The following is a 25,165-nucleotide window of genomic DNA, read 5'->3' on the forward strand; positions in this document are numbered from 1 at the left end:
TCCGGGCTCTCCAGCAAACTGGCTAGGATTTTCCGGTCCTGCGTCGACGGATGAAAGCGCGATCACTCGCCATAAAGCGTTCAAGCATCGGAGCGATAAGGCGTTCGGGTGGAAGCGGCTCTGCAAGACCGGTGGTATTCGCATGTTCGCGCGCATAATCGGAGAGATCGCGAAACAACCGCCCAGACAGCTCCACAGTCAACTTGACCGGCTTCTCTTCGATGATTGGTCCCAGGCGCAGCTTGTTCATGACCGGTCTCCCTGCGTGACAGGCTCGAGCACAAGATCACGCGTGACGATTATCCGGAGGATATGACCCGGCCTGACCGTCAATGTCGGCGGCACTCTGATCTCGCGCTGAACGACCTGTCGTCCAGTCTGGTTGATGGTATCCTGAGTACCGTAACGCAGTGCTTCGACAAGCTTGTCATCTTTGTCCGTGGCCAGCTCCGTACCAACCCCGAGGAGCGTCGAAATCAGGGCTGCTTTGAGCATATTGCCCCAATGATAGTTCACGCCGTCCCTGATTCCCGCCCTGCCGGAAGCGTCCGCACCGGGTTGGCGATCGAGCAGGATCGAGCGGCCTCCGGGAAGGATGAGCCGGTCCCAGGCGAGCAGCACGCGACTTTGGCTCGCCGAAACCTCGCTGTCATACTCGCCGATGAGACGCGATCCCTGGGGGATGAGCAGGATACGTCCCGTCGGACTATCATAGACATTCTGGGTCACCTGGGCGGTGATCTGGCCGGGAAGGTCGGACTGAATGCCGGTGAGCAGCGCTGCTGCAATGATACTCCCCGCCTGCACGATGTTGGTCGAGGTCGGTGCTGTGATGCGTTCGCTGCTCACTGTGGTTCGGTTCGCCGCGACGTTCAGGAAGCCTCGCGCGCCGGTAGGCGCGGCAGGATCTTTCGCCGCGACAGGGGCTGCGGCGGGTGAAGGAGGTGGCTGCGTTGCAGGCTGCGCCGCATTCCCATCGCCCATGCTGGCAAGGAACAATCGGCTGGTTCGTGCAGAATCGCGCTCCTGAACGACACGCTGCCGTGCCTGTTCGGCTTGCGCAAGGCGTGGATCAACCGGGGCGGTCGCTGACCCCATCGGCGGCACGGGAACGGGCTGACCGTTCTGCTGCGCCGACAATATGGGGCGCCCAAGATCACCGGGCATCGGTTGGCCCAGTTGAGGCACCTGGCTATAATCCTTGGGCGCGCCTGTCACACTCTCGACGCGATTGCGGCTTTGCGTCTCCAGGAGATTAGGCCCCTCCCTATGCCGAGCGGGTTGCAGCGCATAGACCAGCGCTCCGCCGATGCTCAGGCAAGCAATGGCGCCTACCGATGCCAAAGTCTTGCGTGACAGGCGCATGACGCGTGGCGGATCACCGCGCAATCTGAACGCCTGTGGATCAGCGACGGCGGGTGCTGTGATCGAGGGATCATGCCCTTCCTCACCCGGCGCATCGATGCTTTCCGTGCCGCGCTCGCTCATGACCGGTCCTTCCTGCGCTTGCCCTCACGTTCGAGGCGGACGCTCACCGCACGCTTGCCTGATGCGAGCTTGAGTTCAGCCTGCCCGAATAGTCGGTCCACGATCATGTAGCGTCCAGCCACACGATAATTGACCAGTTCGGCCGCGCCCGTCTCGCCAATGACGAACAGTGGCGGCATGTCGCTACGCGATACATTTTCGGCAAATTCGATGAAGACCTGCCGGCCATCGTCGAACACGCGCACTGGTCGCCAGTCGGGCCGATCGCCACGAATCCTGTATCGGAAATCTAGCGCGGCTACATCGATGCCCGACGCCAGCGGCGCCGTGCGCTCGCGCTCGGCTGCGGCAGCACGCAAGGCGATCAGCGCATCCTGCGGATAGGCCCAGGAAACGGCGGCCATATAGGTTGCAGCCATTGCGCGCAGTTCGAGATGGTAGGTGCGTCGGTCGGTATTGATGACGAGATTGGTCGTGATGTCCGGCCGTGTCGGTTTGACGAGGATGTGGACACGCCGCGTTGCGCCCGTTCCGCTCACCGTATCCCCGATGATCCAGCGCACCGTATCGCCCGCCGCGACCGGACCGGGTCCTACGAGGGTCTCACCCTCCTGCAACATGATATCCGTAACCTGGCCCGGCGAGGTATAGATCTGGAACAGCGCCCCGTCCTCCCAGGCATATTGCTGAATGGCATTGCGATACCCGGCGCGGTCCGGTTGGACTCTCGCCGCCGCATTGGCGCGTCCGATGCGTTGACGCGGGTCGGCCGGTTCACCGTGTTGAGAAGCTTCGGCCTGACTGGTTCCTTGCGTCGAGGCAGCGTGCGCGCCTTGCGTCAGCAGGCTGGCCGAAGCGAGCAACAGAAAGGATCGCTGTACGGAGCGAGCAAGCGTGTTCATTGGCTGAGTTCCTTCGACCAGTTGAGTGCGGCTACAAAGACGCCCAGCGGGTTCTTGCGCAGTCCATCGGGCGTTCGCGGGGTCTGGACAGTGACGGTGAGGATCGCGGACCATCGCGAGGTCTCCGCGAGCGCACCGTCCTGGTAGCGGCGCTCGATCCAGGCGACACGGAAGCTGTCGTTCGACGCGCGGATCACGCTTGAGACATCGGTCGCGATCTGCACTTTGCCGACAAGTGCGAATGGATCGTTGTTGCGGGCATAGTCGTTGAGTGCCTGGCCGCCCTTGTCGGTGGTAAAGTCATATGCTCGCAGCCAATTCTGCCTGAGCACGATCGGATCGGCGGGCACCGAGCGCACGGACTCGATGAATCTCGCAAGATGGAACGCGATTTGCGGGTCGGTCGGACGATAGTCCGCTTCGGCGGGCGCGACGCTGCGCGCTTCGCCGAGCTTGTCGACTTCGACCACCCAGGGCGTGATATGGCCGCGTGCGGATTGCCAGACGAGGCCGGCGGAAAGACCTCCCGAGAGGGCGAGGCAGCCAAAGAAGGCCAGTCGCCAGTTGCGGGCCTGCACACGGGCCGAGCCAATGCGATCATCCCAGGCCTGTGCGGCGCGTTGATAGGGCGTGATGGGTTCGGGCGACTGGCCATAGCGAATGGAGGGACGATGAAACATGAGGCTAGTCCTTCTGACTGATGTCGGGGCCGGCGCCGCCGCCGTGGCTGTCGCCGCCCTTGAGCGTATGGGAGGCCATGGTGGCCCCCTGCGCGATCGCCTGTCGGCGCTTCATGGATTTCGCCCAACCGGGCGGCCCGTCCGATGCGGCTGACGGCGCACCACTGCTGATCGTACCGCCGGTGGCGCTGACGGCATCACGGGTTCCTTCGCGATAGCTCGCCTTGAGCGATGCGGCTGCTTTGCGCAGGGGTGATGCCGCAGCACTCGCCGCAGCCTGGCCCACAGCGCCAGCGCCTCCCGCTATTGCGGATGCGCCGGTCTTGCCGGCTGAGCCCAGGGCATAGGCGCCTTGCGCCGTTCCGGCCGCCGCCGCAGTCCCTCGGGCTGCACTGGCCATACCTCCGGCCGCTGCGCCTCCGGCAAGACGGAGGCCTGCCGCGCCGCCCGCCAGAGAAGCGCCCGCCATCAGTGCGGTCCCGGCGGCCGCGCCTGCGCCAAGCTGCGGGCCGCCAGTGACGATGCCGTTAGCGATGCCGGGACCGAAGATACCGAGGCCGAGCAGCGTCAGCGCCGCCAGCGCAATCGCCATCACCTGCTCAATATCGGGATCGACACCGACACTGGCGTTAGTGAACTGGCTGAACAGGGTCGTGCCGATACCGATGATGACCGCAAGAACCAACACCTTGATGCCACTCGAGACGATATGGCCCAGCACGCGCTCGGCCATGAAGGCGGTGCGTCCCCAAAAAGCGAACGGAAGCAGCACGAAACCCGCGAGCGTCACCAGCTTGAACTCGATGATCGTGACGAAGAGCTGGATCGCGAGAACGAAGAAGGCGAGCACCACGATCGCCCACGCCAGCAGGAGAATCAGGATTTGCGGGAAATTGGTGAAGAGGCCGACCGGTCCCACCAGATCCTCGGTCGCATCGAGAAGCGGCGCGCCGGCATCGAGGCCGGTCGCGGCGACCGTGCCGGGCTTCATGAAGTCGCCGAGCGCCATGCCGCTTCCTGACGCCTGGAGGCCGAGTCCCGCGAAGCTGTCGAAGACGATCGTGGCGAGGCTGGAGAAATTGCCGATGATCCAGGCGAAAACGCCGATGTAGAGCGTTTTCTTCACCAGGCGCTGAAGCACATCCTCATCTGTCCCCCACGCCCAGAAGAGTGCCGCGATGGTGACGTCGATCGCGATGAACGTAGAGGATAGGAAACCAACTTCGCCACCCAACAGGCCGAAGCCGCTGTCAATATAGCCGGTGAAGACGCCGAGGAAATCGTCGACGATGCCGGTATCGTTCATGGCCGCTCCTCCTTTCCGAAGAAGCGACGGCGCTCGGCCTCCCATGCGGCCTCGCAGCCTGCATCGGGCATGGTCAGGGTGCGGCAGCGCCGTAGATCGGGCTTGACTCGGTAATCCGCAGCTTCGCCCGCATGCACGGTCACGGTGTCCATACGCGGGCGCTCGGTCGCGGCCATGCCAATGGTCAGCGCCAGGAGCAGGCCGCCGAGGGCGGCTGCCGCCGCGATCTTCGCCGTACGTCCCATGTCAGTTCTTTCCCCTGAACCGACGGAAGCGTTCGCGCGCTTCGGCTTCGATGGCAGCATCGCGCGCCGCATCGAGCGCCTGCGCCCGGCCTTGTGCGGCAATGGCAGCAGTGAGATCGGCGAGCTGCTGCGATTGAAGCGCGAGGAGCTGATTGCCCGCCTGCGTCGCCGCGAGTGCGCCACTCGCTGACTGGCTTGCGCCGACCAGCGTGTCGATGCTGGTGCGCGTGCTGTCGATATTGCCAACGACGCCGGCCTGGACGCGCAGAGCATCCTCCAGCGCACCAACGCTGTCCTCCCAGCGTGCATTGGCATTCGCGACCATCTGGGCGTGGTTCCCGGTCAGCGCCGTCCCCTTGTAGCGGCCATCGAATGCCTGCTGGATGCTCTGAACATCATAGGCGATGCGTTGTGCCTGACTCAGCAATTGCCGCGTCTGGTTCACCTGCGCCTGAAGCGTCGTCAGCGTCGAAACCGGCAGGCTTGCAAGGTTCTTCGCCTCGTTGACGAGGCTGCTCGCCTGGTTCTGTATCTGGGTGATCTGATTGTTGATCTGTTCCAGCGCGCGGGCGGCCTGCAGCACATTGGAGGCATAGTTGGTGGGGTCGTAGACGATGCCCCCCAGACCGAACTGCGCTCGCGCCGGACTGGCCACGAAAGTGCCGGAAAGTCCGGTAGACAGGGCCACGGCGGCGAGAAGTGCGCCGCGCAAGGTACGGGGGGTCATCCTATTATCTCCTCATCGGGATTGAGGCCGCCGCCGTCCTGGCGGGCTGAAGGGGAAGATTGCTCCGGAACGGGAAGAAGCTCTGCGGCCCATTCGAGACCGCGATGTCTGAGCCAGGCTCGTGCGAACCCCTCAGGGCCATCGGCCGCCAGCAGTTCACCGATGCGGATCTGATCGGATTTCGATGATGCGGCGGTAAAGGCGAGTGCGACTTCGCCCAGACCGAGTTCGAACAGCCGGTTGCCACGACGCGACTGGCAATAATAATCGCGCTTCGGCGTCGCCCGGCTCAGAATGTCGATCTGGCGCGCATTGAGCCCGAAACGTTCATAGACTCTGGCGATCTGCGGTTCGGCCGCGCGTTCGTTGGGCAGGAAGATGCGGGTCGGACAGCTTTCGATGATCGCGGGCGCGATGCTCGACGTCTCGATGTCGGCAAGGCTCTGGGTCGCGAAGATAACGCTGGCGTTCTTCTTGCGCAGGGTTTTCAGCCATTCGCGCAGCTGTGCCGCGAACGCCGGACTGTCGAGCACAAGCCAACCCTCGTCGATGATGATGAGTGTCGGGCGACCGTCGAGTCGCCCTTCTATGCGGTGAAAGAGATAAGCCAGCACGGCCGCAGCCGAGGCGGCGCCAATCAGACCCTCGGTCTCGAAAGCTTGAACCGCAGCCTCGCCGAGATGCTCGGTCTCGGCATCGAGCAGCCGGCCCCACGGTCCGCCAATGCAATAGGGGGCAAGGGCCTGCTTCAGCTCCTGGGATTGTAGCAGGACGGCAAGGCCGGTCAGGGTACGTTCTGCCGCAGGCGCTGAAGCCAGCGAGCCGAGGGCTGACCACAGATGCTCCTTTTCGGCAGCCCCGAACGATACCCCTTCGCCGGCGAAGATTGCGGCCAACCAGTCGGCCGCCCAGCTGCGCTCGCCGGCTTCGTCGATGCGGGCAAGAGGCTGCAGCGTAACGCCCGCCTCTCCATCATCGTCATGCAGCACGCCGCCGAGATCCTGCCAGTCGCCGCCCATGGCGATCGTGGCGGCGCGGATCGAACCACCAAAATCGAAAGCGAAGACCTGATTGTTGGCATAACGCCTGAACTGCATAGCCATGAGCGCGAGCAGCACGGATTTGCCTGCACCGGTTGGTCCAGCGATTAGCGTGTGACCGACATCGCCGACATGAAGCGACAGACGGAACGGCGTCGATCCCTCGGTTTTGCCGTGGAAAAGACAAGGCGCATTGAAATGCGCATCCCGCTGCGCGCCCGCCCATACTGCCGACACCGGGATCATATGGGCGAGATTGAGCGTAGAAATCGGCGGTTGCCGAACATTGGCATAGACATGGCCCGGCACGCTTCCGAGCCATGCCTCAAGTGCGTTCATGCCTTCGATGGTGCAGGTGAAGTCGCGACCCTGGATCACCTTTTCCGCGAGCCGCAACTTCTCCGCCGCGATACCGGCATCCCGGTCCCATACGCAAATAGTGGCGGTTACATAGGCGATACCGGCATGATCAGCGCCTAGCTCCTGTAGCGCGAGATCCGCATCGGCTGCCTTGTTGGAAGCGTCGGTGTCGGTGAGCACCGATGCCTCGTTGGTCATGACTTCCTTGAGGATGGCGGCAACCGACTTGCGCTTGGCGAACCATTGCCGCCGGATTTTCGTCAGCAGCTTCGTCGCATCTGTCTTGTCGAGCATGATCGCGCGCGTCGACCAGCGATAGGGAAATGGGAGGCGGTTGAGTTCGTCCAACAGTCCCGGAAAGGTCGCGGTTGGAAAGCCGGTGATGGTAGCGATACGCAGATGACAGTCACCCAATTTGGGCTCCAGTCCTCCGGTCAGCCCTTCATCGGTGAGCAGAGCGTCGAGATAGGAAGGCGTCTCGGGAACACGGACCCGCTGGCGTTTGGTCGACACGCAGCCATGAAGGAAGGTCAGCGTCTCGCCGTCATCGAGCCAGTGTGCTGCGGGCATGAAGCCTTCGATCAGATTGAGGATGCGGTTCGTCCGATCGATAAAGCCCGTCAACAGTTCATGGGCATCGACGCCCGATCCGCTCCGCCCTTCGTAGAGCCAGCTTTCCGTGCGGGCGGCATTCTCGGCAGGCGGCATCCAGAGCAGCGTGAGATAATAGAAGCTTTCGAAATGCGCGCCGGCCTCGCGAAACTGTTCGCGTCGTTCCATTTCGACCAGTTCGGATACCGGATCGGGAAAGTCGCATTCGGGATAGTCGAGCGCGGGGACACGCTGCGCTTCAACGAACACCGCCCAACCGGACCCGAGACGGCGGAGCGCGCTGTTCAGGCGCGCTGTGACGGCAACCAGTTCGGCAGGCGTTGCACTGTCGAGGTCGGGACCGCGAAAGCGCAGGGAACGCTGGAACGACCCATCCTTGTTGAGGATCACGCCCGGCGCCACGAGTGCGGCCCAGGGTAGAAAGTCGGCGAGGCAAGCAGCGCTTCCGCGATATTCGGAGAGGTTCATCATGGCCGCATCCAGACCGGATATTTGAGATGGCGGCGGGCGACATCGACGAATTGCGGATCGCGACGTGCGGCCCAGACCGAAAGGGTGTGGCCGATGGCCCAGAGCGCAAGTCCGGCAATCCAGAGACGCAAGCCGAGACCGAGGGCGCCGGCAAGCGTCCCATTGACGATGGCGAGGCTGCGTGGGGCTCCGCCCAGCAGGATCGGTTCGCTGAGCGCACGATGCACCGGTGCGAAATAGCCCGGAAGCTCGTCCCCGCCGGTCATCATACCAGCGCCCCGCCGCCGAAGCTGAAGAAGGACAGGAAGAAGGAACTGGCGGCAAAGGCGATCGACAGACCGAATACGATCTGGATCAGTCTTCGGAAGCCGCCCGACGTGTCGCCGAAGGCCAGGCTGAGCCCCGTGACGATGATGATGATGACCGCGACAATCTTCGCCACCGGCCCTTCGACCGACTCCAGGATACTTTCGAGTGGTCCTTCCCAGGGCATGGACGATCCGCCGGCATGGGCTGGTGATGCGGCCAACAATGTGACGAGAGTCGCTGTAGCAGCGAACGTGACGCGACTGGCGCCGCGCCGGACGGCATGGATCATGATAGGTCTCCTGGAGGGGCTGTAAGGGCTGTAAGGCGATAGTCGCCGGAGGCGGGATCGAGGCCGTCCACGCGCATGAGTTCGGACATCCGCCGGCCGTGCCCATTGCGGACCAGAACCGCGATCAGGTCTATGGTTTCGGCAATCAATGCGCGGGGCACTGTCACCACCGCTTCCTGGATGAGTTGTTCCATCCGGCGGAGTGCTCCGAGCGCACTGCCGGCATGGATCGTGCCGACCCCGCCTGGATGGCCGGTGCCCCATGCCTTAAGAAGATCGAGTGCTTCGCTTCCGCGTACTTCCCCGATCGGGATGCGGTCGGGGCGGAGGCGCAGTGAGGAACGGACCAGGTCGGAAAGCGATGCAACGCCGTCCTTGGTCCGCATCGCGACGAGGTTGGGTGCGGCGCATTGGAGTTCGCGCGTGTCTTCGATTAGCACGACCCGGTCGGTGGTCTTGGATATCTCGGCAAGCAGCGCGTTAGTGAGCGTCGTCTTGCCGGTTCCCGTACCGCCAGCGACGAGGATATTCATGCGTTGAGCGATGCCTGCACGCAGCAACTCGGCCGCTTCGGCGGACATGATGTCAGCAGTCACATAATCGGTCAGCGTGAATACGGCGACGGCCGGTTTACGGATCGCGAAGGCCGGCGCCGTGACGACCGGCGGAAGCAGTCCTTCAAAACGTTCGCCACTCTCCGGCAGTTCGGCCGATACACGTGGGCTGCGGGCGTGAACTTCAACGCCGACATGGTGTGCGACCAAGCGTATGATCCGTTCGCCGTCAGCCGGCGACAACCACTCGCCACTATCGCTGATCCCTTTGCCCAATCGGTCGACCCACAGCCGCCCGTCCGGGTTCAGCATCACCTCGATAATCGCAGGATCAGCTAGCCAGGCGGAGATCGCTTCTCCCAGCGCCGTGCGCAGCATCCGCGCGCCCCGTCGACTGCCTTCCTGTTGCTGTAGCGTGGCGGCCATGGCGATCCCCGTTTCGGTTGCCGGACAGGGCGTCCGACGCATTGGGGACGATTAAGAGGCGCAGAAGACGGCTCGTTTCAACAGGCCTTTTGGGGCATCGAAAGATGGCGAAGAAAGACAGGGAATAGCGTAGATGCAGAGGCTTCCGCTTCACTGGACAATCGCCGCCTCGGCCGAGGATCAACGGCTCGCGACGTACTTTTGCTTCGACAAGCGCTGGGCCGACCCCGTATCGGTTTTGATCCTTCTCTTGGTCTATTGAATCAGTCGCTGAATGACATTCAGAACACGAGCGAGCGACCATTTTGTCACCAAGTCGTCGATAGCGTGAACCGTGCAACTTGCGATCGGCAAGAACATGAGCACCGCGATCAAGGCGCATTCAATGCGCATGCCGAGCGAAGTCCGTTCTTCTTTTGGCCGCTTCATACGCTGTTCCGGCCAGGATAGCGGTGAAGCAGCGCTCTCAGGAATGGAGAAAGTGCTGGATTGGGATTGTCTTCCCGCCAGCATGCAAAGCTGGTCACATAGTCTGGACCTGCGGCACCTGACAGTTCGCGGACAACGGTTCCTGAAAAGCTGTGGACCAGTATCGATTCCAAACACAGACAAATCCCGTGTCCAACGCCGACCATATGCATGATCGCCGGGCCACCAACATAATGGACCTTCACGTTAGGCAACGCGCCTACAGAAGAAAATCGCTCTTCAATCAGCTTTTGAATGGCCGTGCTTGGATCGTATCCGGAAATAAGAAAAGTCTCATTGATCAAATCTGACCATTGCAGAAATGATCGAGCTGCAAGAGGATGGCTTTCCGGGAGAATGACAAGAATGCGTTCGGTCCATAACGGTGCCGTCTTGTCGGAGAGCGTGACTGGGTTACCGCGTACAATTGCTACGTCGATGATACCGCTTATCAACGCTTCATCCATCGTATTATGGGTCAATTCAAACGGAATATGGCGGATATCCGGATAGCCTGGATCGGGATTCAGGAGGATGTCGTACAACTCTTCGTGCGCAAACGTTCCATGATAGCCGATGACAATTTGTCCCGCTCTGCCATCGGCCATACGGCGGACGCTCTCGACCAAAGCATGGAAGCTTTTCAGAATTTCGGCACAGCGCCGCAGGAAGATCAGCCCGGATCGCGTTGGAACGAGACGACGCCTCTGCCGCTCGAATATTTGCGTGCCCAGTTGAAATTCGAGATCGCGAATGCGGCGATTGACGGTGGCCGACTTCATGTTCAGAGCCTCGGCGGTTTTCCGAAAATTCCCATGAAGATGAACGGCCAGCGCGGTTTCCAGATGAATTCTGTCAATTCCGGTTCGAACTTTGACAGGGTCGATAGGCGAGTGACTTGCGGAAAAATTTGCAGTGTCTTCGAATATTCTTCGTATAGACAAATATATGCTCCCAATGCGAGGAAGCAAATCAACTACCTCAAGTGTTTTGAATTTGATTCAATAAAGTTTTATAAATTTATAATAAATTCAATTAAACATTCGACATTCTCAGATCTAACCCGATAGCTATGAAGCCCAGTCTCAACCATGCTTCCAGAGTATCCGAATTCGTCAAGGCAATCTCTAATATGGCATATGTAAACCTTGATTGCATCACTGGTAGGAGATCGCAATTCGGCAGCATTTGCTAGTTCTCTATGCGATATATATTGGTCGGGATCGTCTAGAAGGCGGAGCAAAATTTTTACCCCCTTTTCTCCTGTTTTCGGAATACGGGGGAGGGATTGTTGTGTAATAAGACCCAGATAACGTCCTCTGATCAATTCTTGTTTCAACGTCGTCAACGAAGTCTCATCGAGAGGTACGGCTCTCTGGGCGTGGATCTGGCGCGACATCAACATCCGGGCTTGGGCGACCGCGTCCATGGCAAGGTCCAATAATGCCTTGACCTGGGTATCAATCAAATTTTCCTCTGGCATACTGACCATCATCGATTTCTTTCGAAATAATTCGACCCAAAATCAGACTGTATTGAATTGATCGGTGCGCAAGTCAGGGGATTATCCGCGATGGCAGCGCGAAAACCGAAATACGCCGAAATACCCGAAAGAGAAACAATCATTACTAAGAGAAACGATATATTGATCAATTTTCTCCGTTGTGAAAATTTGTTACTTTGCAAATATTGTATTTCAAACATTGATTGCCGCACCGTTCGACGTGTGGACGATACATATCCATCCATCATGACACGCAAATCCGAGACTATCGCGCTCCGTGTCGCGGCGGCGTCTTCTGCGAGTACGTCGGCTATCAGTTTCTCTGTGCGGCAGGGAGGAACGCCTGCTGCTTTTAGCAGGCGGCCCAAGCCAGCATATTCGAGATCCGATCGAGACGTCGAGTCCATCGCGAACCGTCCAGCTTAGTTCAATTTGAGCATTTTAATGCGAGCCGCCGGTCGAGGAGCTGCGAGCGCTGCTCGACTGACAGGTCCCGGCCATGGGTCACATCGATCTCGCTATAGACATCGCAGGCTTGCCCGGTGTTTTCCGGACTTATCGCAGCGAGCGATTCACCAAGCGCGAAGAGGTTAGCGACGGCGAAGGGTGCCTCTGGATGCTGTTGATAGAGGTCCAGGAATATTTGCGCAGCCTGAGCGGGCTTGCCCTGGCCCTTGAACGCACGCCCAAGTTGGTAGCGGGCTTCAGGAAGCCTGGGATCGGAGGGATAGCTGACAATGAAAGTGTCGAATGCGAATTCAGCCTTCGGCCAGTCGTGCCGATCGGCATAGCCCATCGCCTGCTTGAACCGTGCATCGGCGTCGAGGGGAGCCGCGGGCGGCTCGGCGATGATGTCCGTAGCTGCGGCGGCGGGCGCCGACGGCGGTTGGTTCTCGACGGTATCGAGCCTTGCCTCGACATCGCGCTTCATCCGCTGCAATTGCTCCACGGTGGTGGTCAATTCGCGATGATCGCGCTCCTGGGACGCAACCAGGTTGGAAATAGCACGCTCCAGTGCAGCAAGGCGGCGATCAAGCTGCAGGTAGACGTCATCGCGAGAATCAGAGGAGCGTGAACTCCGATCGGTTTGTCGCTGAAGCTCGCGGGCCACTTTTTCGAGTCGATCGAGGCGCTGCTCGACAGCCCCGAGCGTTTGGGCCTGCGCGAGATTCGCAAGACCCAGGCTGCTGACCCCGATCAGGGCCAGTACCCAACGCCTGGGTCGGAAAACACCTCCGATAGCTACTGGAGTCGGCATCGTCAGAACCGGAAGCCCACGCCGGCGCCAATGATCACCGAGCGCATCTCGTGGGAGAAGGTCTGGCTGCCGCCATCTTCCACCCGGAATTTCGAATTGCTCCCGAGGTACTTGGCATCGACATTGACGTAGAACTGATCGTTCAGAGCGATGTCGGCCCCGACCTGGGCAACCGGCGCAAGGCCGCCCTTGAGGTGTGTAGAGTAGGACTGTGTGAAGGGATTGTCGCGATCGGTAAGGATTTCGCCGGCCTTCTCGCTGTAGAAGTTGGCGTAGGCGACACCTACACCGACATAGGGCCGGAAGAATTTGGAGTCCGGCAGAAGGTGATATTGGAGCGTCGCAGATGGCGTGATGAGACCCGCTGAAGACAGCGTCCGCCCTGCCCCGTCCTTCAGGTCATAAGAAGTCACTCCGAACCCGATCTCGGTAGCAATGTGATCGGTCATGAAGAAGGTTAGGCTCGCCTCGCCCCCAATAGCGGCTTTGGGTTTGGCGGTTACGGTTGTGTCGTCGACATCGATGGTGACGCGGCTGCTTCCCGGATGCAGGACGTATCCGCCGCGAACCTTGATCAGAATATCGCCCGGCGCCGCATAAGCGGGACTGCCGGCGGCCATGACCGCGACTGCGGCACAACCTATTATGAGAGCACGCATTGATTACCCTTTCTCAATGTCCTGACACACTGGGCGCGCCGATAAGGACGGTCTCGCCGCGGCGGTTCGATTTCTGGCTCGCTTCATCGAGGCCAACCGCGGCCGGACGCTGCTTGCCGAACGAAATGATGGTGAGGCGCTCTGCCTCGATGCCGCGCGCGGCCAAATGGAATTTCATGGCTGTCGCGCGTCTCTCGCCAAGCGCGAGCTGATGCTCGCGCGTTCCGAAGGCGTCGGCGTGACCCTGGAGCGATGCGCGAACATCGGGATGTTCACGCAGCCATTCGGCCTGCGCGTCGAGCGTCTTGCGCCCTTCGTCCGTGAGGGTCGCGCTGTTGCGTTCGAAATAGATCCGTGAAATTTGCGCGAAGCGATCGAAATCAGCTGTCGTCGCATCATCTCGCAGCGAAGGCCGCAAGACGGCTTGACTACGCTCTGGCTGCGGGGGTTGGGGTGCCCCCATGTCGAAGATCGGCGCGGGCGGCAGCATCTGGGTGGGTCGCTGACAGGCCGCGAGCACGCCGCACAGCGCCAGGAAGGAGAGGCGCAGCAGGTGACCGTTAATCGGGCTGGTTCCGGATGGTTTGTGTCTCATGGCCGTTTCCCCGACCAGGCCGGATCGGAGGCCGATCCCTGCGTGCGAACCTGATGCTGCGCCTTGCCTGTCAGATCGGTGATCCAAAGCGATGGACGGGAGCCGCCGGCGGTTGTCCGCTGAAAGGCGATGGCCCGGCCGCTCAATGCCCAGGACGGATCCTCATCATGGGCTCCGTTCGTGATAATCCGTCGACCGGAGCCGTCGGGCTTCATGACACCGATACGCAGCCGCCCGCTCTCGATGTGAGTATAGGCGATCATGTCGTCACGCGGGCTCCAGCTCGGCGATCCGTAGGCGCCCGCTCCGAAGCTGATGCGGCGCTGGCCGCTGCCATTGGCTGCCATCACATAGAGTTGCTGCTCACCTGAACGGTCGGATTCAAAAACGATCGACGTGCCGTCTGGCGAGTAACTGGGGCTGGTGTCGGCGCCGGCCTCATTGGTGAGTTGGCGGACCGACCCGCTGGCAAGCTCGATCGCGTAAATATCCGAGTCTCCTCCCCGCGTGAGCGCGAAGACCACGGAGCGGCCATCGGGCGAGAAGCGGGGCGCGAATGGCACGCCATCGGGCGTATTGAGGGTAGTCGCCTGGCCGCTATCGAGGTCGGCCACGACCAGCTTTGGCTGGGCATCCTGATAGGACATGAAGACGATGCGTCGGATATCGGGTGCGAAAGCAGGCATCGCGACGAGCTGAAGGCCGCGTGTCAGCGACGTGGCATTCGCTCCGTCATAATCCGTCGCGACGAGATGGGTGCCTTGGTCCGGTGGCTGTCCATCCTCCGCGACGTACAGCAGGCGCGTGTCGAAGTGACCCGGGTCGCCCGTCGTGAACGAAAACACCATATCCGCGCATTTGTGGGCCGCTCGCCGCCACTGCGCCGTCGAGACAAGGATCCGCTGAGAAGCTTCCACCTTTCCGCCGAAAACGTCGTAGAGCAGGCATTCATAGGCAAGGCGTCCGTCTTCGGCGGCTTGCGCGCGGCCGATGACCAGCGCCTGTGCGCCAGCGCGCATGAAGGGCGCGAGCACGACTTCCTGATCGGCCGCAAGGCGTCCCTCGACGGCGACGAGGCGATAGAGCCCCGCCGAAAGCAGGTCATCACGAACGATATGTGAAAGGGCCACGCCCATGTCGCCGACATCCGGCACCCCCGCCAGCGGCCCGCTGCTCACCTCCGGTATCGCGATCGGCAACGGCGATGCCACGCCTTGGGTGATGTCAACGTGGAGCGGCCCTTGCGCCGCGGCCGGCGTCCCGATCAGAGCCAGGCAAGCGAGGATCGACCGACGGTCCAATCTCTTCATGATACATCCTTCGGGTCGAAGTTCAGCTCGACGCTGGACCAGGCGTCATAGAGTTCTGCCGGCAGCTTGAGAGGCGAACATCGCAGGACGGCCCGGCGCACGCTGCCAGACAGCGCATTGGCATAGGCGGTGTTGGTCGCCGTCCGTCCGGTCAGACGCGAGACGCTGGGTGTCCCGATGACCGTGCCGCCGCGGTCTAGGTCGATCCGCATCACGACGGTGACGTGTCCGCTGTTTTCCTCGGCGACGGGCGGGTTCCAGCATGGCGTGATCTGCGAGCGGATCATGTCGACGAGGTTCGCGCGCTGACGCACGGTCAAGCCTGCCGCGCCCTTGGGAACGGCTTGGCCGATGGCAGATCCGATAGTTGCCGAATTCAATCGGCTCCGCGGCGCCGTGCTCGTCTTCGCGGCGAGCGACTGCGACAAGGCCGACGTGTTCAGTCGACGGGCCGGTGGCGCGGGTGCGGGCCGGGCCGGTGGAACAACCGCGACCGTTGCGAGCCTGGACTTCGGTGGCGTGTCTGCGAAGACGGGCACGGGCGTCACCGGCTTGACCGGTGCTGGCGCGAGTTCGGGCGCCGCATCAACTTTCGGCGCGGCCGTCACCACCGGCGGGGATGGCGCCGGCGCTGCGGGCTGCAGCGTCGGCCTCAATTGCTGCGGCGCCGGCTCCGGGCGCGGTGCTGGCATATCCGTCTGCTCGGGCGTTCCGGCATCTGCGGGCGTAAACTGTGCTGCTTCCGTAAGGCTTTCGTTGACGTCGGAATCCGTAGGCACAACAGGCTCGGGCAGAGGCACGACATCTGCAAAGTCCGTGATCTCGATTTCCATGGGGGCTGGCGGCGGCACGTCGTTCTGCGACCGCAGCGTGATCAACGACATCATCGCCAGTAAGGCGATATGCAGGATCAGCGAGGTGGCCGAAGAAAGCCGAGCGTTCACGGGATGGTCTGCTCGAGGTCGCGCATTCGCGAGTCCGACAGGAACGCGACCTTGATGAACCCGGCGTTCGCGATCTGCGACACGACGCCCATGACCACGCCATAGTCGATCGAACGATCGGCCCCGACGAACACGCGCATCTGCGTAGGATCGCCCGATGCCTGAGCGAGCTGCTGTAGCGTAGTGGGAAATTCGTCCGGCGCGACCAGGGCTTCGCCGACATAGATTTGGCCGGCAGCGTCGATGGAAATCTCGATCGGCTCCATGTCGGCGGCGAGCTGCTGGGTCCGGGCCTGGGGAAGATCGACCTTGATCCCGGTCGCCATCATCGGGGCGGTGATCATGAAGATGACGAGCAGAACCAGCATGACGTCAACGAAGGGCGTGACGTTGATGTCGCTGAGATATTGCGGCTTGGACGCCCCCTTGCCGCCGCTGAGGAAATTAGATGTGGAGGCCATGGTCGTTCCGATCACAGGACAGCTGGATGCGGCGATTACCGCAGCGGATGGTCGCTGCCGGCATCACCGCCGGCCCCGCCCGCTGAAATGCCGGGAAATGGCGACCTCGAGCAGCCCCGCGGTCGACCGCCACTCGGCATCGACTTCGGCGATACCTTGCTGCAACCGGTTATAGCCGATGACGGCCGGGATCGCGCAGAAGAGGCCGATGGCGGTCGCCAGCAGCGCTTCGGCGATACCGGGCGCCACGACGGCGAGCGAGGTGTCCTGGCTCAACCCGATGGCGAGAAAGCTTCGCATGATACCCCAGACCGTCCCAAACAGCCCGATGAAGGGTGCGGTCGATCCGATCGTGGCGAGCCAGGCAGTTCGGCCAGAAAGCCGCCGGCCCTCTCGTGTGACTGCCATCTCGGCGATCGAGAGGATGCGTTCGCGTGCCTGGTCGTAGTCGTGCTGCGGGTTTTCGCTGGACCAACGCCATTCAGCGCCAATCGCGCTCAGGATGGGAACGATCTGACCGCGTTCCTGCTCGATCAGCTGATCCAGTTCGTCGCGCGTACCGACCGATGTCAGCGCACGCCTTGCGTTGCGAACATGACGCCGCTCACGCAGGATGGTCCAGCTGCGATTGATTATCAGCGACCAGGACGCGATCGACGCCAAAATGAGGAGGATGATAATGCTCTGGACGAGCCAGTCCGCGCTCATGAAGATGTGCAACGGTGACGCTGTCGATGCGGACCCGGCATTCATATGATTATCCCCCTCGTTATTTCGTGTCGAAGCCCGGCGCCCGCATCAGCGTTTGATGACCGCGCGAATGAACGTGTCGATGTCGGGCAAGCCAGTCACCGGAATGGATTCCTTTCGCTGGAATTCCTTTAGCGCCGCCACGAGAAGCGCGCTTGCGAGGCCATCGGCCCGTCCGCTGAAGGCCCTCTTTGCAATGAGTGCGGTCTGAAGCGTACGCAGGGCTTCCTGATGGATTTTAACCGCCTTGCCATCGGCTTGAACCTCGACGAGCGGCGAAGCGCTGGCCTGCCGCATCGGAGCCAGCGCGGTAATGGCTGAATGGGCCGCCTGTTCAACGCTCGCCTTGCCATTGCTCTTGCAGATGGCCGCGACGATGTTGGGAAAATCTGTCCCTGCTTCGGTAGGGATGAAATCGTAGGTGTTCGGCTCGGTCCGGTTGCGCGCGCTCGCATAACCCAGGAGCCAGCTGGCGTAGCGGGCGTTGTCTTCCGGCTTGCCAGCGGCCGCGAGATAGGCAGCGCAGCTTTGCGAGCCAGGACCTCGAATGGAAAACTTGCCGGAGCCGTCGGCTGCCTGCCCCGCGCTCGCCGTGACGAGCAGACCCATGATCACGACGGGCTTGAGAGCGTAACGAAGAATGGGACAGGGCATGTCAGCGACGGATCTTTCTGAGGCTCCCGGAAGCCCCCCTGCCTTGGGGTGAGGCAGGGGGATACCCGGATTTTAGTGGTCGGGGCGCGACCACCAATTGTTAGGGGGTTCCCGGGCATTCCGGCACCCTTAGGGCAGGGTGCCGGAACTCTGCTTACGGGATAAGGTGCGACACCGTGACGTTCACGTTGTTCCCACCAACGGTGAGCGTGTTCGTCGCGCTGTTGCCGTAAGCCGCCGCCGACAAGGCATTGCCGTTGATCGACAGGCTGCTCTGGCTGACGGGACCGTTGTTGCCGGCACCAGTGCTGTTCGCATTGATGTTCAGCGATCCAGCCAGTGCACCGGTAGCCGCCGTGACGTTGCCGGTATTGAGCTGGTTGCTGGCGATGGCCGTCGTGGTCGGCACAACGCCCGCAACCGGGCTGTTGAGCGCGGCAAACGTCAACTGGTTGGTGGCAGCGTTGCCGTAAGCCACCGATGCCGCGCTGTTGCCATTCAGCGCCACCGCAGAGTTGGTCACAGTCGGCGCATCGCCCAGGGTATTGAACCCAGCACCATAGGTGACGTTGGCTGCCGCGTTGATCGGACCGCTGTTGGCCTGCTCGTTCAGCACCGCAAAGGTGGCGCTTACGCTGTCAGCACGATCCGCATCGAGGCTCGTGCTGCCACCTGCGCTGTTGTTGGCAAACGCCGTCGCAGCCGCAGAAAGCGAGTTGGTCGAAGTGTTGCCACCCGCCCGTGCCGTGGTCGCATTGCCGGCAACCGTCAGCGCGCTGCTGTCGATTGGCGACGGGTCGGTGACACCGCCTTCATAACCGGACACTTCGACACCAGCGGTGGTTGTCGCGGTTGCCGTTACCCCGGCCGCGCTTTCCTGCTGGTTAAGCACGCCAGCCGAGGCACTGGTGCTGTTTGCGGACAGCGCCAGAGAATTGACCGAGCGATTCGAGGTGGCGTTGGCCTGTGTGGCGTTGCCATTCACGGTGACCGTGCTCTGCTGGATCCCATCCGTCACGAACTGAGCCGGATCGGTACCACCATCATTGTTCAAGATGTCGGTGGTGGCTGTCGCGGCAACGGTCCCGGCGTCAACTGCCTGGAAGTTGTTCACGACATAATCAGCGGCAGCGACATAATCGCTCGTCGCATCACCCGAGAGGCTGGCATTGGCGCCTTCCGTCGCGGGTGGCCCGGCATCGACCGTGGTCGAAGCAAGGTTGGTCGCGGCAGCAACCGTCATGCTGTTTTCAGCGGCATTGACGGTCGACGAAGCGCTGTTGGCGTTTCCGTTGAGAGCCAGCGTCGACAGTTCATTCGCAGCAGGTGCAGCGACGGACATCGTCGAGGTGGCCGTGGCGGAGTCAGCCCCACTGGTCTGAACCGACAGCAGAGCGCCGTTGGTGGCGATGCTGCCACCGCTGATGCCCACGACGTTGGCCGCGGTGTTACCCGTGGTCATTGCCGACTGGACATTGTCCGAAACGGACAACGTGCTGCTGGCGATGTCGCTCGTGTCGTCGTCGAGACCCGGAGCGCCAGCACCCAGCGTCGAGATGCCATATCCGGCAGTGACATTGGTTACGAGCGTGCCGGCACCGAGACCCTGAACGTTGGTCAGCGCATGATCGGCCGCGGCAACCCGATCCGAATCCAGAATACCGGCGGACGGATCGGCGGTCGCACCGACCGTCGTATCGCCAGCCGCAAGCGTGCTGGACCCAGCCACCGCCAGCGTGTTTGCGGCATCGTTGCCGGTGGTTGCGCCGCTGATGGCATTGCCGTCGACAAGTACCGAGCTGCTGGTCACATCGCGGCCAATAACGGCGAAGGCGCCAGTGAAATCGGCAACCTGGGCGCTCAGAACGCCATCCATCTGCTGACTGCTGGCCAGTGCCGATGTGTTCGACAGATTGGTCGCGCTCAGGCCGACGGAATTGGCGACCGCGTTGCCGGTGACTGCCGAGTCCAGCGTGTTTTCGGACACGGAGAGCGTGCTGTCACTGACATCGCTCAGATCGTCGGGGGCGGTAACGCCTTCCGCCGTGATGCCGAATACTCCGCCAACGTTGCTCGTCAGTTCAGCGGTTTCGCCGACCGACTGGGTGTTTGCCACCGCCAGATCGGCGATCGCCTGGACGGTGCCACCGCCGACTGTCGACGATGCTGCTGTCATTGCGCTTCCGCCAGACAGATCGGTCGCGTCAGCGACGATGCGGTTGGTCCCGCTGTTGCCCATGACCGAACCGTCTGTCGCATTGCCATTCACCGCAACGCTGCTGTTGGTGATGTCATTGCCGACAGTGACAATCACGCCACCGCTCGCCGGTGATCCCGCGCTGCCTAGCGTGGCGTACGCGGCGTCAAAAGTAGAGATGTCACTCAACTGATTGTCCGCGACAATCGTGATGACGCCAGTATCATAAGTGAATGAAAGCGTCGGGTAGGCTGCTGCAAGGGCGTCACGATCTCCCGCACTGCCAGCCGCAGTACCGGTGAAGGTATAGTTACCATCTGCGCCAGTACTGCTTCCCGCGAAGGTAAACGGAACCGAACCAGCCGGCACAGCCGCCGTGCCTTCCGAACCGATCGCCGCAGCCAGATCGCCATCCATCGACTGGACATTGGCAACAGCAGCATTGGTCGCGATGTTCGTGCCCGACAGAGTGACGGCATTGCCGCCGGTCAGGCTCTGATTGCCCGCAACCGATGCGGTCAGCGTATTGCCGAGCGACGCCACGCTGGAATCGATCACGCTTCCATCAATGTCCGTGCTGATGGATGTGCCGGCTGCGGGAGCCGCGACATCATCGACCAGACCGGCCGTGATCGTCGTTCCTTCAGACACCGTCTGCTGGCTCGCCACGGCAAAGGCCGCATTGGCGTTACCGTCGAACGCCGTTCCAATTTCCGAACCGCTGGTGTCGATCGTGGTGGCGGAAGCAGAAATCGCGTTTCCGCCACGGTTGCCGACCGCATTCGCCAGCACGCTGTTGTCAGACGCAGTGATGGCGGAATTCGCGCCGAGATCGCCGGTGATCACGTTCGAAACCATCGGACCATCGGTACCAGCACCGGTTACCGCGGCGTCGATCGCCACAGTGCCCGTGACGCTCTGCTGCGATGCGATCGCGGCGACCGTGCCGGATGCCGGGGCAGCCAGCGAACCAGTCGCGATGCTGTTCGCGTCGATGCTGGTCGCATTCACAACTTCGTTACCGCGAGCCAAAGCGTTCGCGGCATTGCGATCATTGTTGAGGGTCGAACCCACAACATCGCCGTCGATGGTGGCAAGGTAGCCGCCCACACCAGCCGCATCGCTAATCGTGGAGCTGACACCAGCGGCCGTTGCACCGGAGAGTTCCTGGTTGGACGCGGTTGCGTAACCACCCATGGCGCTTGCAGCGCCACCGACCTGGGCATTGCCGGTCGCCTCGTCGGCAAGCGTCAGGTCATTGCCAGCCACGCTCTGCTGATTCGATCCCGAATTCGCCACGGCGGTTGCCGTCTGGCTGTTATCCGTCAATTCGGCCGTGCTGTCGTTCAACGCGACGCCCGACGTGCCCGAACCGGTTTCGAGCTTGTTCAGTGAGGACACCGACACCGCGAGAGTGGAATCGACGCTCGACTGCGACGAACCGATACCCGAAGAACCGCTGCTGTTGTTGGCGCTGGCGTCGATCAAAGTCGAACCGGAGTTGAGGACGCCCGTAGCGGCGTTCCGGTTGCCAGCGATCGTGACCGTGCTGTCCGTCGCGCCATTGTCGATCGTGACGCCAAGGTCGGTGCCGTTGGAGACAGTTGCGGCCGTGCTGACATTCTGCTGGGTCAGCGCGACGCCAATGTCCGTGGTTGCGTTGACGGTCGCACCGGTCGTGGCGCCATTGGACGACGCATTTTCGGTCGCAAAGCCCGAACCCGCCACATTGTTCAGATCGGCATTGACGGTAAGGTCAGCAGTGTTCGCATAGCCCGTTGCTGACGAGCTGTTACCTGTGGTGGGCGAGGAGCCGACAGTTACGGTGCTGTTTTCGAGGGCAAAATTGTCTTCATCATTGTTGGTGATGTCGGCGTTGATCGAGCCCTGCGTGTTGCCATTCAGCTCCTGACCCGCTGTAGGCGTGTTGAAGTCATTGAACTGCTGTTGGACAGTGATGGAGTTGGTTGAGGTTTGATCTTCGGATGGTGCCGCAGCTACAGGCGAGGCCGCCAATCCGGTGATGAGAGCCGTACCTGCGCCCGCAAGCAATGCAGAGCGCATTCTCCTGGATTTATTACTCATTAAGATTCCTTTCGGTGGATATCAGTGAAATGATCTAATCTGTACGTGTGCAACTTCCGGGGGCTGTCCCCCCTGTGCTCTTCCTCCTATTTTCTGACCTGAATCTTCGCGATTTCCTGAAACCCCGGACCATCGCGATGAATGGATGTGTCGGACTTGTCGGGCCGCCAGGCGACCGTGATGCCGCCAATGGGCACACCGCGATTGGCGAGTGCTGAAACCACCGCTGCGATGCGCTGATCGAGCAGGCTGTCACGTTTCGCCGGATCCCAGTTTTCCGTGTCGCGCGCGACGATCATGAGATCGGTCGGACCGGTTGCCGCCCGTTGCGCCACGCGATCGAGCACGGACTGGCCAGCACCGGTCAACGTAGCATCACCAAACTCAAATCCAATCTGGAGCCCTGCGTCGCTTGCTGGTCCCGACGACCCGCCTCGATCAGTTCCAGTCGGTTGATTGAGCGAAGCCCCGGCCGGGGTCGAAGAACTAGTCTGACCAGCGGGAGCGGACGGAATTGCTACCTCGGCATTGGCAGGCTGGCGCAACGCCCGCCCTCGTAACTTGTCTGCAGGCAAATCTGGAATGGTTTCCAGCCGCTGACCCATGCAAGCCGCCGGATCGACTTTTGCAACCGCTGCCACCAGCCGCATGGTCGCTTCCTCAAGCGCTGTACGGATACCAAGCTGCAAAGGCTCCTGACCCTTTGCACCAATATTGATGTCGAAAAGGTCGGTGCCGAAGAAGCGGAATACATCCGCTCCAATTTCATAGCCGCTAAACTGTTTTGTAAGACTGACTGTCTTTATTACCAACAAGGAGCGGGAATCAACTATACGAAGATCAACTGCCACACTTTGAGTAAAAACTCGGGCCTTAGGTCCGATATTATTAATCTGAATTTCGCCACCGCCCGAACGAATATTGTAGTTTAGTTCCGTGATTCCTCCAACGATATAATAGTCGGACTGAGTTATGGTCCCTCCGAAATATGGAAGCCACGGAACCCTGTTGCCATTGACCTCATGAGCATTGCCATCACCAAGCTGCCGCCGGTCCGTATAGGCAAGCTCCCGCTCGGCAACGGTCGGATCAAAGCGCTCGGCAATCCTCAGCGGACCACCGATTTTGCCGAGCGCTGAATAGACCATTAACGCGCCGCCTTGGGTGATCGCGTTACCTTCGTTGATGGAATACTTGCCTGTATAGTCCTTGACGTCGCCCACGGCGATGACGCGCTGAGGACCGCGACTGGCAATCAGTTGGTCGCCGAAGCACGCGAGCGCCGCTTCCATGGGGGAACGGTTATCGCGGACCGGCGGGCCAAGCGGAGTGGGCACCTCGCCGGGCGCAAGGCGCTGTGTGTCCAGCCCCGGATGCATGACCGCGCAGCCAGATACGCTTACCGCCGCTAAAGCGAGGACACTGGCGCGCACAAGCCGCCGGGGAAGGTTCGGTTTGCGTAACATTGTCTTGAATGCCTCTGACATCAGTTGAGGGCGCCGTATTGGCAGGCGGTCGAGCCTGACACCGAGGCCGTCTGATCACCCGAGTTGATTTGATCGGTGTTCAGCGCCTGCTGATTGTTGCCGCGCACGCTGGTCGACTGATCGCCCGACGTGCTGGCATCGACCGAACCGGAGTTGTTCTGATCGGCCGAGGTGGACCCTGAACCCGAACCAAACCCACTGCTGGTAGAAGTGGAGTTCGCATTGCCGGTCGACGTCGACGAATGGCCGCTGGTCGATGGCGAGTTGGCGATGGCACTGGATGACGATGAGTTACCGACCGCGCTTGCCGCGACGGAACAATTATATTGGCGATCGATGTAAGTATTATAGACGGGTGCGGCGTAGGTGCCGTTCTGCTTCTTCTGCCTCAGATCTTCCAGATAGGCCTTGTTGACCTTGTCTGCGGACGTGTCGAATTGCCACGCGCCGTTCTCGCCAACATTGTTGGCAAGAAGTGGCGATGACGAAAGCAGCGCGACGACGAGCGCACCCGAAATTATGGGTGACGTTTTCATGCAAGAATACTCCGGGGATCCGCTTTGAGGAGACGGAACTGATCGTTACAGGGCGGCGCGCACCATGGTGACGCGATGGAAACAGGAACGAGCCCCGCAGACGGTGCTGCGAGCGACTTGGGCGAGTGCGTTCCGGTGATAGGATATGGCGTGCGCGGCGCTTCTTTCGACGTCCTACGCACGCCACTCCAGCATCCTCTCCAGGAAGCTGTCAGGTGATCGCCGCGTCCGGCGATCGACGGGTTCGGCGAGACGCACCACCGTAGGGGTCGCGCTTTTGTTGCGCTGGTCGGTGTTGCGCCTCGCCTCCCCAGGGTGCGACCCGAGGGAACCGGCAAGAAAGGGGGACAGCCGGGCTCGATCAGCGCCGTGAGGCCTGCGTTGCGGCCGTTCGGCGCCGTGGGCGCCGAAGCGTTCGGACGATGCGCCTTGCTCATTGGAACAGCCACCACACGGCCCAGGCGATCACCACCCAGAATGGAAGGCCGATCATTCCAAAGGCGACGACCCATGCAGCGAGAAGGGAGGGCCCATCGTCGCGTGGGGGCTGGACGACAGCCATCGTCCATTCTTCACAGTGGCCGGAGGAGCCGGTGTTGACCCAGCACACATAGGCCCCCGATCCATCAATTGAGGACGGACGCTGCGCCGCGTCGGTCCCCACGGGGATTTCACGCAGGCCGTTCATATCATTGCGCTCGCGACCTGGAGGATCAGCCACCACAGGATCGCACTCAACGGTATCGCGATCATGCAGCCTTTCATGAAGCGGCGGCCGTCAGGCGAGGGTATTATCTCGTCATCATTCCTGATCTCGCTACGCTGGAATCGCGCGTACCCTTCACTCC

The 25,165-nt window shown here is 61.4% G+C and carries 25 protein-coding genes; all 25 read right to left on the reverse strand.

Annotated features, from left to right (window positions below):
• Nucleotides 1-22: 22 nt before the first annotated feature.
• The 25 genes from L3X40_RS08240 to L3X40_RS08360 all read right to left on the reverse strand — a co-directional run bounded on the left by L3X40_RS08240 (nt 23) and on the right by L3X40_RS08360 (nt 25,038).
• Nucleotides 23-250 carry a DUF2274 domain-containing protein gene (locus L3X40_RS08240; protein WP_237365162.1) on the reverse strand — a complete coding sequence of 76 codons (228 nt, stop codon included), beginning with the start codon at nt 248-250 and terminating at the stop codon, nt 23-25.
• Nucleotides 247-1,488, reverse strand: a complete 1,242-nt coding sequence (locus L3X40_RS08245; RefSeq protein WP_237365163.1) for a TrbI/VirB10 family protein — start codon at nt 1,486-1,488, stop codon at nt 247-249. Before L3X40_RS08245 ends, L3X40_RS08240 begins: the two co-directional genes overlap by 4 nt.
• The gene (gene trbG, locus L3X40_RS08250) at nt 1,485-2,390 is read right to left on the reverse strand and encodes a P-type conjugative transfer protein TrbG (RefSeq protein ID WP_237365164.1); all 906 of its coding nucleotides are present in this window, start codon (nt 2,388-2,390) and stop codon (nt 1,485-1,487) included. Before trbG ends, L3X40_RS08245 begins: the two co-directional genes overlap by 4 nt.
• The gene (gene trbF, locus L3X40_RS08255; RefSeq protein WP_237365165.1) at nt 2,387-3,070 is read right to left on the reverse strand and encodes a conjugal transfer protein TrbF; all 684 of its coding nucleotides are present in this window, start codon (nt 3,068-3,070) and stop codon (nt 2,387-2,389) included. The genes trbG and trbF overlap by 4 nt, the downstream gene beginning before the upstream one ends.
• 4 nt (nt 3,071-3,074) lie before the next feature.
• On the reverse strand, nt 3,075-4,376 hold the full coding sequence (gene trbL, locus L3X40_RS08260; protein ID WP_237365166.1) for a P-type conjugative transfer protein TrbL: 1,302 nt from the start codon (nt 4,374-4,376) through the stop codon (nt 3,075-3,077).
• Nucleotides 4,373-4,621, reverse strand: coding sequence for a putative entry exclusion protein TrbK-alt (gene trbK-alt, locus L3X40_RS08265; RefSeq protein WP_237365167.1), 249 nt, complete (start codon nt 4,619-4,621; stop codon nt 4,373-4,375). Before trbK-alt ends, trbL begins: the two co-directional genes overlap by 4 nt.
• A gap of 1 nt (nt 4,622) precedes the next feature.
• On the reverse strand, nt 4,623-5,348 hold the full coding sequence (gene trbJ / locus L3X40_RS08270; RefSeq protein WP_237365168.1) for a P-type conjugative transfer protein TrbJ: 726 nt from the start codon (nt 5,346-5,348) through the stop codon (nt 4,623-4,625).
• Nucleotides 5,345-7,831, reverse strand: coding sequence for a conjugal transfer protein TrbE (gene trbE / locus L3X40_RS08275; protein ID WP_237365169.1), 2,487 nt, complete (start codon nt 7,829-7,831; stop codon nt 5,345-5,347). The genes trbJ and trbE overlap by 4 nt, the downstream gene beginning before the upstream one ends.
• Nucleotides 7,828-8,097, reverse strand: a complete 270-nt coding sequence (locus L3X40_RS08280; protein ID WP_237365211.1) for a VirB3 family type IV secretion system protein — start codon at nt 8,095-8,097, stop codon at nt 7,828-7,830. Before L3X40_RS08280 ends, trbE begins: the two co-directional genes overlap by 4 nt.
• Entirely contained in the window at nt 8,097-8,429 is a 333-nt protein-coding gene (locus L3X40_RS08285; protein ID WP_237365170.1) for a TrbC/VirB2 family protein, read from the reverse strand. The genes L3X40_RS08280 and L3X40_RS08285 overlap by 1 nt, the downstream gene beginning before the upstream one ends.
• Entirely contained in the window at nt 8,426-9,409 is a 984-nt protein-coding gene (gene trbB, locus L3X40_RS08290; protein ID WP_237365171.1) for a P-type conjugative transfer ATPase TrbB, read from the reverse strand. The genes L3X40_RS08285 and trbB overlap by 4 nt, the downstream gene beginning before the upstream one ends.
• A gap of 425 nt (nt 9,410-9,834) precedes the next feature.
• Entirely contained in the window at nt 9,835-10,848 is a 1,014-nt protein-coding gene (locus tag L3X40_RS08295) for a LysR family transcriptional regulator (protein ID WP_338331133.1), read from the reverse strand.
• Between the two features lie 41 nt (nt 10,849-10,889).
• Nucleotides 10,890-11,360, reverse strand: a complete 471-nt coding sequence (locus L3X40_RS08300) for a hypothetical protein (RefSeq protein WP_237365173.1) — start codon at nt 11,358-11,360, stop codon at nt 10,890-10,892.
• Between the two features lie 448 nt (nt 11,361-11,808).
• A complete protein-coding gene (locus tag L3X40_RS08305) occupies nt 11,809-12,639 on the reverse strand; it encodes a tetratricopeptide repeat protein (RefSeq protein WP_237365174.1) in 831 nt (276 codons plus the stop codon).
• Between the two features lie 2 nt (nt 12,640-12,641).
• Entirely contained in the window at nt 12,642-13,298 is a 657-nt protein-coding gene (locus L3X40_RS08310; protein WP_272907931.1) for an OmpW/AlkL family protein, read from the reverse strand.
• A gap of 13 nt (nt 13,299-13,311) precedes the next feature.
• Complete coding sequence (locus L3X40_RS08315; protein WP_237365176.1) at nt 13,312-13,893, reverse strand: OmpA family protein; 582 nt, start codon at nt 13,891-13,893, stop codon at nt 13,312-13,314.
• Nucleotides 13,890-15,203: a Tol-Pal system beta propeller repeat protein TolB gene (gene tolB / locus L3X40_RS08320; RefSeq protein ID WP_237365177.1), complete on the reverse strand. Its 1,314-nt coding sequence runs from the start codon at nt 15,201-15,203 to the stop codon at nt 13,890-13,892. The genes L3X40_RS08315 and tolB overlap by 4 nt, the downstream gene beginning before the upstream one ends.
• Complete coding sequence (locus L3X40_RS08325) at nt 15,200-16,147, reverse strand: TonB C-terminal domain-containing protein (RefSeq protein ID WP_237365178.1); 948 nt, start codon at nt 16,145-16,147, stop codon at nt 15,200-15,202. The genes tolB and L3X40_RS08325 overlap by 4 nt, the downstream gene beginning before the upstream one ends.
• Complete coding sequence (locus L3X40_RS08330; protein WP_237365179.1) at nt 16,144-16,608, reverse strand: ExbD/TolR family protein; 465 nt, start codon at nt 16,606-16,608, stop codon at nt 16,144-16,146. Before L3X40_RS08330 ends, L3X40_RS08325 begins: the two co-directional genes overlap by 4 nt.
• 63 nt (nt 16,609-16,671) lie before the next feature.
• Nucleotides 16,672-17,361, reverse strand: coding sequence for a MotA/TolQ/ExbB proton channel family protein (locus L3X40_RS08335; protein ID WP_237365180.1), 690 nt, complete (start codon nt 17,359-17,361; stop codon nt 16,672-16,674).
• 45 nt (nt 17,362-17,406) lie between these two features.
• Nucleotides 17,407-18,012: a peptidoglycan-binding protein gene (locus L3X40_RS08340; RefSeq protein ID WP_237365181.1), complete on the reverse strand. Its 606-nt coding sequence runs from the start codon at nt 18,010-18,012 to the stop codon at nt 17,407-17,409.
• Between the two features lie 154 nt (nt 18,013-18,166).
• Nucleotides 18,167-22,294, reverse strand: a complete 4,128-nt coding sequence (locus L3X40_RS08345; protein WP_237365182.1) for a beta strand repeat-containing protein — start codon at nt 22,292-22,294, stop codon at nt 18,167-18,169.
• A gap of 86 nt (nt 22,295-22,380) precedes the next feature.
• Entirely contained in the window at nt 22,381-23,517 is a 1,137-nt protein-coding gene (locus L3X40_RS08350) for a CsgG/HfaB family protein (RefSeq protein ID WP_237365183.1), read from the reverse strand.
• A 263-nt stretch (nt 23,518-23,780) separates the two neighbouring features.
• The gene (locus L3X40_RS08355; protein ID WP_237365184.1) at nt 23,781-24,317 is read right to left on the reverse strand and encodes a hypothetical protein; all 537 of its coding nucleotides are present in this window, start codon (nt 24,315-24,317) and stop codon (nt 23,781-23,783) included.
• A gap of 433 nt (nt 24,318-24,750) precedes the next feature.
• On the reverse strand, nt 24,751-25,038 hold the full coding sequence (locus L3X40_RS08360; protein WP_237365185.1) for a hypothetical protein: 288 nt from the start codon (nt 25,036-25,038) through the stop codon (nt 24,751-24,753).
• Nucleotides 25,039-25,165: the final 127 nt, after the last annotated feature.

The organism is Rhizorhapis sp. SPR117, assembly GCF_021742065.1.